We start from the raw sequence: 13552 nt of genomic DNA, 5'->3' as shown, positions 1-13552 counted from the left end.
GGGCTGTTGCGATCGTACAGTTGGGCGAACCCCTTAGAAACTTCCCCGTTGCATCCGGCGCAAAGGCTTGCGGCGGCCAGCCGGCTGCCGGCCGACTGCCGGCCGGGCAAGCGGCAAGCGGCAAGCCGGGAAGCCGGGAAGCCGGGCAAGCGGCAAGCCGGGAAGCCGGGAAGCCGGGCAAGCGGCAAGCCGGGAAGCCGGGCAAGCGGCAAGCCGGGAAGCCGGGCCAGCCACGCAAGACCGGCAGCCACGCGCGCGCGCCGTCAAAAGCGCGGCAGCTCGGGATGCGGCAACAGCCCGCCGCGCACGTGCTGCCGCCCGTATTCCGCGCAGCGCGCGCGGATCGGAATGCCTTTGTCGGGATTGAGCAGGCCGGGTGGATCGAACGCGCGCTTGACCGCGAAGAACGCGTCGCGTTCCGCTTGCGAGAACTGCACGCACATCGCGTTCAGTTTCTCGACGCCGACGCCGTGCTCGCCCGTCACCGTGCCGCCCAGCTCGACGCAGGTCTCCAGGATGTCCGCGCCGAACGCCTCCGCGCGGTGCAGCTCGCCGGGGTCGTTCGCGTTGAACAGAATCAGCGGATGCATGTTGCCGTCGCCCGCGTGGAACACGTTGATGCAACGCAGCCCGTAGCGCGCTTCCATCTGCTCGATGCGCGCGAGCAGCGGCCCGATCGCGCGGCGCGGCACCGTGCCGTCCATGCAGTAATAGTCGGGCGAGATGCGGCCCGCGGCCGGAAACGCGTTTTTGCGGCCGGACCAGAAGCGCAGCCGCTCGCGCTCGCCACGCGACACCTGGATGCGCGTCGCGCCGTGCTCGCGCAGCACGGCGGTCATTTGCATGATTTCCTCGGCCACTTCCTCGGGCGTGCCGTCCGATTCGCATAGCAGGATCGCGGCGGCGTCCAGATCGTAGCCGGCTTGCGTGAACGCCTCGACTGCCTGCGTCGCGGGCTTGTCCATCATTTCGAGGCCGGCCGGCACGATGCCGGACGCGATGATCGCCGCCACCGCGTCGCCGCCCTTGACGACGTCGTCGAAGCTCGCCATCACGAGCTGCGCGGTTTGAGGTTTCGGGATCAGCTTGACCGTGACCTCGGTGACGATGACGAACATGCCTTCGCTGCCGATGGTCACGGCGAGCAGATCGAACCCTGGCGTGTCGAGCGCGAGCGAGCCGAATTCGACGATTTCGCCGTCGATCGTCACGCCGCGCACGCGCATCACGTTATGCACGGTGAGCCCGTACTTCAGACAATGGACGCCGCCCGAATTCTCCGCGACATTGCCGCCGATCGTGCAGGCGATCTGCGACGACGGATCGGGCGCGTAATAAAGCCCATATTGCGCGGCGGCCTCGGAGATCGCGAGATTGCGCACGCCGGGCTGCACGGTTGCCGTGCGCGCATACGAATCGACTTCGATAATCTTCGTGAGCCGCGCGAGCGACAGCACGACGCCGAGCGTGATCGGCAGCGCGCCGCCGGACAGGCTGGTGCCCGCGCCGCGCGGCACGATCGGCACGTCGAGCCGGTGGCAGATCTGCACGATGCGCTGCACCTGCGATTCGGTTTCCGGCAGCGCGACGGCGAGCGGCAGCCGCCGGTAGGCGGACATGCCGTCGCATTCGTATGCGGCGGTGTCCTCGTCGCGGTACAGCAGGCAATGGGTCGGCAGCACGGCCATCAGCGCCTGCACGACTTCGCGCTGGCGCTGCGTGCGCAACTCGGCCGACAGCGCGTCGGGGGCGTTCATGTCTGCTCCTTGGTATCGGACGACGGCATCGGGCGGCGGCTTGCGTTCGTTGTCGTCATGCGTCGTCCATCGTGAAGATCTTGCCGGGATTCATCAGGTTGCGCGGATCGAGTGCGCGCTTGATCGCGCGCATCGCATCGAGCGCACATTCGCCATGCTCGGCGGCAAGAAACCGCATCTTGTGCAGCCCGACGCCGTGCTCGCCCGTACAGGTGCCCCCCAAGCGCAGCGCGCGCGCGACGAGCCTGTCGTTCAGCGCCTCCGCCTCGGCGAACTCTTCGGGCTTGTCCGGATCGGTGAGCATCAGCACGTGGAAGTTGCCGTCGCCGACATGGCCGACGATCGGGCACAGCAGCGACGAAGCGTTCAGATCGGCCTCGATTTGCTCGACGCACGCGGCAAGTTGCGAGATCGGCACGCACACGTCGGTCGTCACCGCGCGGCAGCCGGGCTTGAGTTGCAGCATCGAGAAGTAGGCGTGGTGACGCGCGGACCAGAGGCGCGTGCGGTCCTCGGGGCGCGTTGCCCATTCGAAGTCCGAGCCGGCATGCTGCGCGGCGAGCGCCTCGACTTGCTGCGCCTGCTCGCGCACGCCCGCCTCGGTGCCGTGGAATTCGAAGAAGAGCGTCGGCGCTTCGGCCAGCGTGAGATGCGCGGCACGATTGATCGCGCGGATCGCGAGCGCGTCGACGAACTCGACGCGCGCGATCGGCACGCCGATCTGGATCGTTTCGATCACGGTGCGCACCGCCGCGCCCATCGACGGGAACGCGCAGACTGCCGCCGAAATCGCTTCGGGCTGCGGATGCAGCCGCACCGTGACGTCGACGATGACGCCGAGCGTGCCCTCCGAGCCGACGAACAGCCGCGTCAGATCGTAGCCCGCCGCCGATTTGCGCGCGCGCGTGCCGGTTTTCACGACACGGCCGTCCGCGAGCACCGCGCTCAAGCCCAACACGTTCTCGCGCATCGTGCCGTAGCGCACGGCGTTCGTGCCGGATGCGCGCGTCGCGGTCATGCCGCCGAGGCTGGCATCCGCACCGGGATCGATCGGGAAGAACAGGCCCGTATCGCGCAGCGCGGCATTCAGCGCATTGCGCGTGACGCCGGGCTCGACGGTCGCGGTGAGGTCTTCCGCGTCAATCGACAGCACACGGTTCATCCCGGACAAATCGACCGACACGCCGCCGCGCACGGCAAGCAGATGGCCTTCGAGCGACGAGCCGGCGCCGTAGGGAATCAGCGGTACGTCATGGCGCGCGCAGAGCAGCACGGCGTCGCGCACGTCGTCGAGCGTTTGCGCGAATACCACGGCGTCGGGCCATTGCGGATCGAATGGCGATTCGTCGCGGCCGTGGTGGGCGCGCACCGCGGCGCCCGTCGACATCCGCGTGCCGAAGCGCGCGGCGAGCGCGTCGATGAAGCCGGCCGGCAGCGCGCGTTGAGGCGGCTCGAGGTGGTTCACATGCGTCTCCGGTGCGAGTTGTTTGTTGTATCGACGTTTCGTCGAGTCCGCGGTGAGGCAGGTTGGGGCGGCCGGATCATTCTACGCTCGAAAGCGCGCGTCCCGCCGCGAGCGCGGCTGCGATAATAGGGATTTCACCGACGCGGCGCGGACCGCCGCGGATCATGGAGATATGCATGGGTAACCGCTTGAGCAAGATCGCGACGCGCACGGGCGACGACGGCACGACGGGCCTCGGCGACGGCAGCCGCGTGCGCAAGGACGGCGCGCGGATCGCGGCGATCGGCGACGTCGACGAATTGAACTCGCACCTGGGCATGCTGCTTGCCGAGCCGCTGCCGGATGAGATCCGCGCGGCGCTCGCGTCGATCCAGCACGATCTGTTCGATCTGGGCGGCGAGCTGTGCATACCTGGGCACACGGCGATCACCGATGTGCATCTCGCGCGCATCGACGCGTGGCTTGCGCATTACAACGCGCAACTGCCGCCGCTCAAGGAGTTCATCCTGCCGGGCGGCGCGCGCAGCGCGGCGCTCGCGCACGTGTGCCGGACGGTGTGCCGGCGCGCGGAGCGCTCCATCGTCGCACTCGGCGCGCATGAGGCGCTTGGCGCCGCGCCGTGCCGTTACGTGAACCGCTTGTCGGATCTGCTGTTCGTGCTGGCGCGCGTGCTGAACCGCGCGGCGGGCGGCGCCGACGTGTTGTGGGACCGCACGCGCGCCCAGTGAGCGCGGCGGCACGAAGCCGCCGCGAGCATCGCTCAATCTTCCGATCAATGGTGTTATATTGCAGTGCGACAATTTGACCGTCGATGTCGCGCCTTTAAAAATGTAAATTTAAAGCATCTTTTTAGGGAGAACACTTCGATGACACAACTCACCGCTGATCAAATGGCGCGTGTGAAAGCGACCGCTCCGGTTCTCGCGCAACACGGCGTGACGATCACCAAACACTTCTACAGCCGGATGTTCGGGCGCCATCCGGAGTTGAAGCATGTGTTCAACCAGACTCATCAGAAAACCGGCAACCAGCCCGAGACGCTCGCGAAAGCGGTCTACGCGTATGCGGCGCACATCGACGATCTCGGCGCGCTGAGCGGCGCGGTGTCGCGGATCGCGAACAAGCACGCGAGCCTGAACATCCGGCCGGAGCAGTATCCGATCGTCGGCGAGAACCTGCTCGCGTCGATCGTCGAAGTGCTCGGCGACGCGGTCGATGCTGACACGCTCGAAGCATGGCGCGTCGCATACGGCCAGCTCGCGCAGATCCTGATCGGCGCGGAGGCGAATCTGTACGCGGGCGCGGCGTGGAGCGGCTTTCGGCCGTTCCGGGTGGTGCGCAAGGTGCGCGAAAGCGACGAGATCACGTCGTTCTATCTGACGCCCGCCGACGGCGGCGCGGCGCCGTCGTTCGAGCCGGGCCAGTACGTGACGGTGAAGCGTTTCGTCGGCGATCTCGGGGTGGATCAGCCGCGCCAGTACAGCTTGTCCGATGCGCCGCACGGCAAATGGCTGCGCATCTCGGTCAAGCGCGAGGCCGGCCACGCAGATGCCGTGCCGGCCGGCAAGGTCTCGACGCTGCTGCATGACGGCGTCGAGGAGGGCGCGACCGTCGAGGTCACCGCGCCGATGGGCGATTTCACGCTCAAGCGCGAGGCCGGCACGCCGGTCGTGCTGATCTCGGGCGGCGTCGGCATCACGCCGATGGTGTCGATGGCGTCGACGTTGATTGCCGATGGCAGCCCGCGCGACATCCGCTTCATTCACGCATGCCGCTCGGGCGCGGTGCATGCGTTCCGCGATTGGCTGAACGACGTGGCGCGTGAGCATGCGAACGTCAAGCGCACGGTGCTCTACGAGCAGGTCGGCCCTGACGATCGCGCGGGCGTCGATCATGATGTGCAGGGGCGGCTCACGCCGGAGCGCATTGCGCAATATGCGCTCGCGCCGGATGCCGACTACTACGTATGCGGCCCGGTGGCGTTCATGAAGGCGCAGTGCGACGCGCTCGTCGCGCTCGGCGTCGCGCCGCAGCGCGTGCATACGGAAATCTTCGGCTCAGGCGTGCTTTCGTGACACGCTGACGGCCGATTGCCGGTCAACGCCAAGCCGCAAAAGCCCGGCTTGCCCTGAGCCGGGCAGGACAAGCCCGGCGTCGTGCGCGCCGGGCCGGCTCGCGGCGCGGTCAGTTTCCACTGCCGCGCGCCACTCGCCGCGCCTTTACCGCCGCGGCGAGCCCTTCGAGCACCTTCACGCTGTCGTCCCAGTTGATGCATGCATCGGTGATGCTTTGGCCGTAGGTGAGCGCGCAGCCTTCCTTCAGATCCTGCCGCCCCTCGACGAGGTGCGATTCGACCATCACGCCGACGATCCGCTCGTCACCCGCGGCGAGCTGGCGGCCGATGTCCGCGCATACCGGAATCTGATTCTCGTGCTTCTTCGAACTGTTCGCATGGCTCGCATCGATCATCAGGCGCGCGGCGAGACCGGCGCGGCCGATGTCCGTGCACGCGGCGTTCACGCTGTCGGCGTCGTAGTTCGGCGTTTTGCCGCCGCGCAGGATCACGTGGCAGTCCTCGTTGCCGGCCGTCGACACGATCGCCGAATGGCCGCCCTTCGTCACCGACAGGAAATGGTGCGGCTGCGACGCGGCCTTGATCGCGTCGACCGCGATCTTCACGTTGCCGTCGGTGCCGTTCTTGAAGCCCACCGGGCACGACAGTCCCGATGCGAGTTCGCGGTGCACCTGCGACTCGGTCGTGCGCGCGCCGATCGCGCCCCACGAGACCAGATCGGCGATGTATTGCGGACTGATCATGTCGAGGTATTCGGTGCCGGCCGGCAGGCCGAGTGCGTTGATCTGAAGCAGCAGCTCGCGCGCGATACGCAGGCCGTCGTTGATCTTGAAGCTGTTGTCGAGATGCGGATCGTTGATGAGCCCCTTCCAGCCGACCGTCGTGCGCGGCTTCTCGAAGTACACGCGCATCACGATCTCGAGTTCGTTCTTGAAGCGTTCGCGCTCGCCGACGAGCCGGTTCGCGTATTCGAGCGCCGCTTTCGTATCGTGGATCGAACACGGGCCGATGACGACGATCAGGCGATCGTCCATTCCGTGCAGAATCCGGTGCATCGCTTGGCGAGCGTTGTAGATGAGTTCCGACACGGCTTCCCCGAGTGCGAATTCGCGGATCAGGTGCGCGGGCGGAATCAGCTCTTTCAGCTCTCGGATGCGGACGTCGTCGGTATTGTGCGGGGGCATGCTTGGGTTCTCCAGTTCTAGGCGCCGCCCGGTGCAGGCTGGTGCGGCTCGCGAGTCAAATCAATGCGTCAAATCGGATACGGGAAAGCGGCGGGGCGAAAAAAAACCGCCGGGTTCGCCGGCGGTTTTTCGGAATTTCGGTTGCGCTTCGTGCGCCATCACCCCTCTCGATCCGCCAGCGGCCTGAGATACCAAAAAAAGTAAAAATAAAACTTGGCGGACATGGCGAATGTGCGGTGCTGTAACGAGACAAGCGCGAAATAAGCGATAGACGATTTATACCCGGTCGCAACGCGACTGGCAATCCCGCGCCGTCAAAAATGCGGACAATCCGCGCGCTGCCCTGCATTCGTGCGAATTGTCCGCGCGCCGATGCGGCAACGCCGCATTACGACGCGGTGCCGCCCACCGTCATGTTATCGAGACGCAGCGTCGGCTGGCCGACGCCGACGGGCACGCTCTGGCCTTCCTTGCCGCAGACGCCCACGCCGGTATCGAGCTTCATGTCGTTGCCGATCATGCTCACGTATTTCAGCGATTCCGGGCCGCTGCCGATCAGCGTCGCGCCTTTTACCGGATACGTGATCTTGCCGTTCTCGATCATGTACGCCTCGGATGCGGAGAACACGAACTTGCCGTTCGTGATGTCGACCTGGCCGCCGCCGAAATTCACCGCGTACAGCCCATGCTTGACCGACGCGATGATCTCCTGCGGATCTTTGTCGCCGTTGAGCATGTAGGTGTTCGTCATGCGCGGCATCGGCAGCGCCGCATACGATTCGCGCCGCGCATTGCCGGTGACGGGCATTTTCATTAGGCGCGCGTTCAGCGTGTCCTGGATGTAGCCCTTCAGGATGCCGTCCTCGATCAGCGTCGTGCACTGCGTGGGGTTGCCTTCGTCGTCGATGTTCAGCGAGCCGCGGCGGTTCGGCAGCGTGCCGTCGTCGACGACCGTCACGCCCTTCGCCGCGACCTGCTCGCCGATGCGGCCGGCGAACGCCGACGAACCCTTGCGGTTGAAGTCGCCCTCCAGGCCGTGGCCGATCGCCTCGTGCAGCAGCACGCCGGGCCAGCCGGGGCCGAGCACGACGGTCATCGCGCCGGCGGGCGCGGGGCGCGCGTCGAGATTCACAAGTGCGGCGTGCACCGCATCGTCGACGTAGCGGGCGAGCACGTCGTCGGTGAAATAGCCGTAGTCGAAGCGGCCGCCGCCGCCGCCCGTGCCGATCTCGCGGCGGCCGTTGTGCTCGGCGATCACGGTGACGGACACCCGCACGAGCGGGCGGATGTCGGCGGCAAGCGCGCCGTCGCTGCGCGCGACGAGCACGACGTCGTATTCGCCCGCGAGGCCCGCCATTACCTGCTTGATGCGCGGGTCGCGGCTGCGCGCCATTTGCTCGACACGCTCGAGCAGCTTCACTTTCGCGGTCGCGTCGAGCGACGCGAGCGGGTCGGCGGGCAGATACAGGTCGCGGCCCGAGACACCCGTGAGCGACGCGGCCGCGCGAATCTTGCGCTTGCCGCCGCCTGCCGCGGCGATTGCCTTCGTCGCGGCGGCCGCCTGGCCGATCGCGTCCGGCGACAGGTCGTCCGAGTAGGCGAACGCGGTGCGCTCGCCCGCGACCGCGCGCACGCCGACGCCCTGGTCGATACTGAAGCTGCCCGATTTGACGATGCCTTCCTCGAGGCTCCACGCTTCGCTGCGGGTCGCCTGAAAATACAGGTCCGCATAGTCGACACGGTGCGTGAAGATATCGGCGAGCGTGCGCGTGAGCAGCGCTTCGTCGAGGCCATACGGCGTGAGCAGGGTGTCCTTCGCGAGCGCGAGATTGCGGATGCCAGGTTCGATGATGTTCATGCGGATTCGGGGATTGTCGGAATCTGAAACGGTTGTCGGACGTTTTCGGTTATGAATGAGCGGGCGCGGCGGCTTTTCACCGGTTGCAGCCGCTTACGCAAGCACCCGGTGCCGCCACGCGGGCAGGCTTTGCCGCACCTCGGCGATCCGCGCCGGATCGACGTCGCCCGCGACGACGCCCGCGCCTTCGTCGCGCACCGCGACGATCTCGCCCCATGGATCGATCAGCATGCTATGGCCCCATGTGCGGCGGCCATTTTCATGCACGCCGCCTTGCGCGGCGGCAAGCACATAGCATTGGTTCTCGACCGCGCGGGCGCGCAGCAGCGTCTCCCAGTGCGCGCGGCCCGTGGTGTACGTGAATGCCGACGGCACGACGATCAGCGCGCAATCGCCCATTTGCCGGTAAAGCTCCGGGAAGCGCAGATCGTAACAGACCGACAGCCCGACCCGGCCAAACGGCGCATCGAATGTGCGCACCGCGCTGCCGGGGCGGATCGTGCGCGCTTCGTCGAACGATTCGTTGCCTTTGTCGAAACTGAACAGATGGATCTTGTCGTAGCGGGCCGTTTCGCGGCCCTGCGGATCGAACACGAGCGTCGTGTTCAGCACGCGCGCGGGCTCGGGCGCTTTCAGCGGCAGCGTGCCGCCGATCACCCAGACGCCGTGTTCGCGCGCGGCATCGGCGAGAAAGCGCTGCAACGGGCCGTCGCCGTAAGGCTCGGCATGCGCGAGCTTGTCGGTGTCGCGCATGCCCATCAGGCAGAAATATTCGGGCAGCAGCACGAGCTGCGCGCCCGCCGCGGCCGCACTGGCGATCAGCCGGCCGGCGTCGGCCTGATTGCGCGCCGGATCGGGCGTGCTGACCATCTGCAGCGCGGCGACGCGAAACGGCTTGTTGGACGAATGGCTGTCGGTCATGGTGAATTCAGCGGCACAAAATAGGGTGCGAGCCGGGACGCCAGCGCGCCTATCGCGTACATCAACGGCGGGCTTCGGGCGTGTCGTCCATCTTAACCCGTTCGCCGCGCGTGCGCTCGATGTGCGGATGCGCCCACGAGCCGGTGATCGCATAGTCGATCGCGAACGCGTGCGCGAGCGTCTCCGACAGCGCGAGGTTCGCGGCCAGCACGCCGAGGCCGAGCAGCGGGTTGACGATGGCCGCGCCGATCGCCGCCGCGCTCGCGCTGATCTTCGGCGCGACGTGCGCGTCGAGTTGCTGCGTTTCGTTCGCGAGATCGACCGAGCCTTTCACCGTGACCTTCGCGGGTGCCGCCGTCATCTGGAAATCCTGCGTGCGCGCGATGCCGTTGGCGATCTGCCCGGTGCCGGTGATTTTCTCGAACGGCAGCCCCTTGCCGATGACGTCGCGAAAGTCGAGCGTCAGGAAGCGCGCGAGGCCTTGCAGGCTCAGCACGCCGAGCAGCTTCGCCGCGCCCGGATCGACCTTCAGGATCTGGCCGTGCTCGAGATCGAGCGACAGGTGGCCGCCGAGCGTCGGATAGTCGATCGACGTGGGGCCGCCGCGCCAGCCGACTTTGCCCGACAGCGTGCCGCGCCCGTTCTTCACGGTGCGCGGCAGGCCGACGCGCTCGAGCAGCTCGCCCGCGTCGTCGATCGCGAGCGTGAAGTCGAACACCGTGCGGCGTGGCGCGTCGTCTTCGTCCACGCCGCGCGCGAGCGAGCGGCGCGACGTGCGCCAGTTCGCCGTTGCGGTGAGCTTCGCGGCCGGGTTCTTGAGTTCGAGCTTGTCGAGCTGCCAGACCGGGATGCCGTTTTCGTCGACGTTGCGCGCGTCGACTTCGAGCCGTCCAATGTCGTGGCCGTGCGCCACCACCTGGTCGACGATGACGTCGATCGCGGGCATCGCGCGGTTCGCCGGCGTGGGCAGGTCAATCGCGCGGCCGACGAGATCGTGCTCGGCGCTATCCGGGATCACGAGTTTCGCGAGCCGCGCGCTCAGCACGCCCGCGCCCGTCGGGCCGCCGCCCGGCGCCCACGACAGATAGCCGGATACCTGATTCGATGCGATATTGGCCTGCCATAGCTCATCGACGTGCGATGCGCCGACGATCACGTTTTCCCAATTGCGCTTGAGCAGCTTCAGCGTATCGAGGTGGAACGCGAAGCGCTTCGGCGCGAAGCTCGCGAGATCGATGGCGGGCGGCCGCGCCTGCATTGCCGGCTCTGGCGCGGCCGCCGGCGCGCGCAGCGACTGCGCGAACGCGAGCCACGCGTCGGCGTCGAGTTCGCGCATGTCGAGCGCGGCGCTCACGCCTTCCTGCGGCATGTCGGGCATCCGGTTCATCCCGAGCGTGCCGCGTACCGCGCGTATGGCCGAGCCGGGCTTCACGTCGAGCAGATAGGCCGCGGCGATCGGGCCGAGCGTGAAGCTCGCGCGCTCGAGCGTTTGGCCGCCCGGCTGCGGCTCGGGCGCGAACGTGAAGTGCAGCGGCATCGGTGTGCCGGCCGGCTTGGCGAGCGGCGCGGGAAAATTCAGCGCGATGCCCGTCAAGTCCGAGCGCGCGTCGATTTCGGGCAGCCCGCCCTTCGCGCCGCGCACCGCGAGCCGGTAAGGCGCTTCGCCCACGACGCGTTCGAGCGCGGCGGCGGCCGCGCCGCGTAGGTTCAGGTTCATGCCGCGCGCGGTATCCACCGACGCGCGGCCGTCGATGTCGAACGCATAGCGGCCGTTTTCCGCGAGCGAGCCGCGCGCGCGCAGCTCGCCGCCCGCAAAGCGCGCGGTGAGCCCGTCGACCGACGCGGTGCGCTGCGTGAAGCGCACGTTGCCGCGCAGTTGCGAGAGGCTCGGCACGCCGTCGGCTTCGAGCGTGTTGCCGTCGAAGCCGAGCGTGCCCTCGACGCCCACGTGCGGATGCGATACGTGCTGCGGAATGTCGAGCTTGAGCGCGAGCGTCGCCGGGCCTTGCGCGCGCACCCGCTCGCCGAGGTGTCCGGTGATGCCGGCAAGCGCGCTGTGATTCGCGTAATCGAGCAGATCGGCGAGCGGGCCGCGCCCGCGCCCTTCAATGACGAGCGGCGAGCGGGCCGGATTGCCCAGATCGTCGATGCGGCCGGTCGCGCCGGTGAGCGCGAATCCTTTGTAGCGCGCGCGGGCGATGTCAACGCGCAGCTTGTTCTGCTTGAGTTCGAACCGGCCGTCGATGCCGTCGAATGCCGGCCAGACGTTCGGCGTGCCGTTTTGGAGCACCCGCGGCGGCTGAGGGGTCGGCTCGAAGCGGCCGCCCGAAAATGGCGCGACGATATGGAATACGCCCGCGTTCGGGTCGTGCTCATAGGGAAATTCGTCGAGCGGGCCCTTGGCGACGATCGTCGCGCCTTTGTTGATCTGCCCGGCCTGCAACGCATGGCCGAGGTACTGGCGCAGATTTTCGGACAGGCTCGTCGGCAGGTAGCGCGCAATGTGCGCGATGGCCGCGCGCTCGAAGTTCGCCGTCAGATCGAGCGAGCCGCGGCCGTGACCGGGGTTCGCGTAGCGGCCGGCGACCGAGATCGCGGCGTCGGCGTTCTCGACGCGCAATTCGGGCACCGCGACGTCGACTTGCGCATGTTGCCCGCCGGCGGCCGCCGGCGTGACGGTCCAGCTTGCGCGGCCGCGCAGCCGGTCGAACGTCAGGCGCGGATCGTCGAACACTCCCGGCACGGTGACGGCCGCGTCCACGCAATCCACGCTGACCGAGCCGCCTTGCTCGTTGGCGTCGACATGCCCCCACAGATTCTCGACGCCCGGAATCCCGACGCGCGGATGGCCGTGCGCCGACAACCCCGGCGGCGGCTCCTGCGCCTCGATGCTGATGCCCTGCAGATCTCCCTGGAACCGGTAGCGGATGATCGGCGCGGTGCCGCTTTGCCGCTCCTGATCGACGAGCGCGGCGGTCTCGGGCTTGGCGCGCTCGACTTCCAGCGCGTAGTTGGCGACGAGCCCGCGCGGATCGAAGCGCACGAGTTCGTTGCGCAGCCGCGCGGGCAGCGGCAGCCCGCGGACGAACTCGGACAGGATGCCGAAGTCCACGCGATCGCCCGACACTGACAGCAACTGGCCCTCGTCGACGTTCGGCACGCGATAGCGCGCGCTCAGCGTGTGCAGCGAGAGCGCGCGCGACAGCGGCGTGCCGTCCGGCAGCGCAGGCTGGCTGAGTTCGGCGTGAAGCCGCGACAGATGCAGCGTGTAGTCGCGCTTCGGGTCGATCGCGAGATCCCAGCCGAAGCGCGCGATCGGGATGTCCAGGCGCGGCTGGGTCGGGCGCACGCGCAGCGCGACGTCGTAGCCGTGCAATTCGCCGCTCGCGGTTTGCAGGTGGCCGTTGCCGAAGCGCGCCCAGATCTTGTTGTCGATCAGGCCCGCGTAGGCGGTGAGCCGGATGTCCGCATAGCGGGAAAGCGTGGGCAGATCGACCGGGCCCGTCGACAGATAGGCGTCGCCCGTCCAGTTCGACGGCTTGCCGACCGGCGCAAGCGGCTTGTGCGTGAAGCGCGCGCGAAAATCCAGCGGGCCGCGCAGCAGCGTGCCGTTCGCGGGGGCCTGCAATGCGAGCCGGTGGATGAGTCCGTCGTTGAGCACTGCGATGCGAATGCCGTTGAGCGCAAGCTCCGGCGCGTCGTGCTGCGCGTCGCGCCAGCGCAGCGTGCCGCCGCGCAGCACGATCGCCTCCTGCTTGAGCAGCCACGCGCTGAACGTATCGTCGGCATGGGTTTTCGTCGTCGTCGGAACGGCGACGCCCGCGATGAACAGCGTGCCGTCGGCCGAGCGCTCTGCGAGCAGATCGGGCGCGTCAACGACGAGGCTCGACAGCGTCGGCGCGAGTTGCGCAAGCGAGCGCCACGACAGCGCCGCGCTTGCGTGCGGCACCGACAGCGCGAGCTTGCCGTGCCGGTCGCGAATCGTCAGGCTGGTGATGTCGACGCCGGGTTGCATTCCCGACCAGTGCGGCGCGAGCCGGCCTATCCTGAGTTCGGCATGCAGCTTTTCCGATACGAAGCTTTCAATCCGCGGACGGAACTCGTCGATGCGCGGCAGCAGCAGGTAGCGCAGCCCGAGAAACAGTGCGGCCGCGATGAAGTAGACCGCGATCGCGATCGCCAGCACGCCCTTGAACACGCGACGCAGGACCGGGTGATCGTGCTGCGGAGGTCCGGCTACGGGCGTTGAGGCGGAATCCTGGCGGTCGGACATGCGGCGAAGGAGGGGCGATG

Annotated in this window: 8 protein-coding genes and 1 pseudogene; 2 read left to right on the top strand and 7 right to left on the bottom strand. The window is 67.8% G+C overall.

From position 1 onward, the window contains the following. Window positions 1-263: 263 nt before the first annotated feature. Both BSIN_RS13745 and BSIN_RS13740 read right to left on the bottom strand, forming a co-directional pair. Complete coding sequence (locus BSIN_RS13745; RefSeq protein ID WP_069233827.1) at window positions 264-1757, bottom strand: FAD-linked oxidase C-terminal domain-containing protein; 1494 nt, start codon at window positions 1755-1757, stop codon at window positions 264-266. Window positions 1758-1812: 55 nt separating this feature from the next. Beyond that, entirely contained in the window at window positions 1813-3222 is a 1410-nt protein-coding gene (locus tag BSIN_RS13740) for an FAD-binding oxidoreductase (protein ID WP_089340932.1), read from the bottom strand. Between the two features lie 176 nt (window positions 3223-3398). On the opposite strand from BSIN_RS13740, the gene BSIN_RS13735 reads away from it, so the two are divergent. Next, complete coding sequence (locus BSIN_RS13735; protein WP_089340931.1) at window positions 3399-3950, top strand: cob(I)yrinic acid a,c-diamide adenosyltransferase; 552 nt, start codon at window positions 3399-3401, stop codon at window positions 3948-3950. Between the two features lie 138 nt (window positions 3951-4088). After that, window positions 4089-5297 carry an NO-inducible flavohemoprotein gene (gene hmpA / locus BSIN_RS13730; RefSeq protein ID WP_089340930.1) on the top strand — a complete coding sequence of 403 codons (1209 nt, stop codon included), beginning with the start codon at window positions 4089-4091 and terminating at the stop codon, window positions 5295-5297. Between the two features lie 109 nt (window positions 5298-5406). Here hmpA and aroG read toward each other — a convergent pair whose 3' ends face one another. The 5 genes and pseudogenes from aroG to BSIN_RS13705 form a co-directional block, all read right to left on the bottom strand. Further along, a complete protein-coding gene (aroG, locus tag BSIN_RS13725; RefSeq protein ID WP_059512915.1) occupies window positions 5407-6480 on the bottom strand; it encodes a 3-deoxy-7-phosphoheptulonate synthase AroG in 1074 nt (357 codons plus the stop codon). Between the two features lie 158 nt (window positions 6481-6638). After that, window positions 6639-6869, bottom strand: a pseudogene (locus BSIN_RS26775) (hypothetical protein). Next, entirely contained in the window at window positions 6869-8338 is a 1470-nt protein-coding gene (tldD, locus tag BSIN_RS13715) for a metalloprotease TldD (RefSeq protein ID WP_059569133.1), read from the bottom strand. Before tldD ends, BSIN_RS26775 begins: the two are co-directional and overlap by 1 nt. A gap of 93 nt (window positions 8339-8431) precedes the next feature. Further along, window positions 8432-9259 carry a carbon-nitrogen hydrolase family protein gene (locus tag BSIN_RS13710; RefSeq protein ID WP_069233832.1) on the bottom strand — a complete coding sequence of 276 codons (828 nt, stop codon included), beginning with the start codon at window positions 9257-9259 and terminating at the stop codon, window positions 8432-8434. A 61-nt stretch (window positions 9260-9320) separates the two neighbouring features. Beyond that, window positions 9321-13532, bottom strand: coding sequence for a YhdP family protein (locus BSIN_RS13705; protein WP_089340929.1), 4212 nt, complete (start codon window positions 13530-13532; stop codon window positions 9321-9323). Between the last annotated feature and the right edge of the window lie 20 nt (window positions 13533-13552).

It is taken from the genome of Burkholderia singularis (assembly GCF_900176645.1).
In the GTDB taxonomy this organism is placed as follows: Bacteria; Pseudomonadota; Gammaproteobacteria; order Burkholderiales; family Burkholderiaceae; genus Burkholderia; species Burkholderia singularis.
Note: the sequence above shows the minus strand (reverse complement) of the source record. Positions and strands in the feature narration are given on the sequence as shown.

Excerpts from the sequence above, each read along its gene's own strand:
- BSIN_RS13735 (WP_089340931.1), top strand. The coding sequence starts at position 3,399 with ATGGGTAACCGCTTGAGCAAGATCGCGACGCGCACGGGCGACGACGGC.
- aroG (WP_059512915.1), bottom strand. The coding sequence starts at position 6,480 with ATGCCCCCGCACAATACCGACGACGTCCGCATCCGAGAGCTGAAAGAG.
- hmpA (WP_089340930.1), top strand. The coding sequence starts at position 4,089 with ATGACACAACTCACCGCTGATCAAATGGCGCGTGTGAAAGCGACCGCT.
- BSIN_RS13710 (WP_069233832.1), bottom strand. The coding sequence starts at position 9,259 with ATGACCGACAGCCATTCGTCCAACAAGCCGTTTCGCGTCGCCGCGCTG.
- tldD (WP_059569133.1), bottom strand. The coding sequence starts at position 8,338 with ATGAACATCATCGAACCTGGCATCCGCAATCTCGCGCTCGCGAAGGAC.
- BSIN_RS13705 (WP_089340929.1), bottom strand. The coding sequence starts at position 13,532 with ATGTCCGACCGCCAGGATTCCGCCTCAACGCCCGTAGCCGGACCTCCG.
- BSIN_RS13745 (WP_069233827.1), bottom strand. The coding sequence starts at position 1,757 with ATGAACGCCCCCGACGCGCTGTCGGCCGAGTTGCGCACGCAGCGCCAG.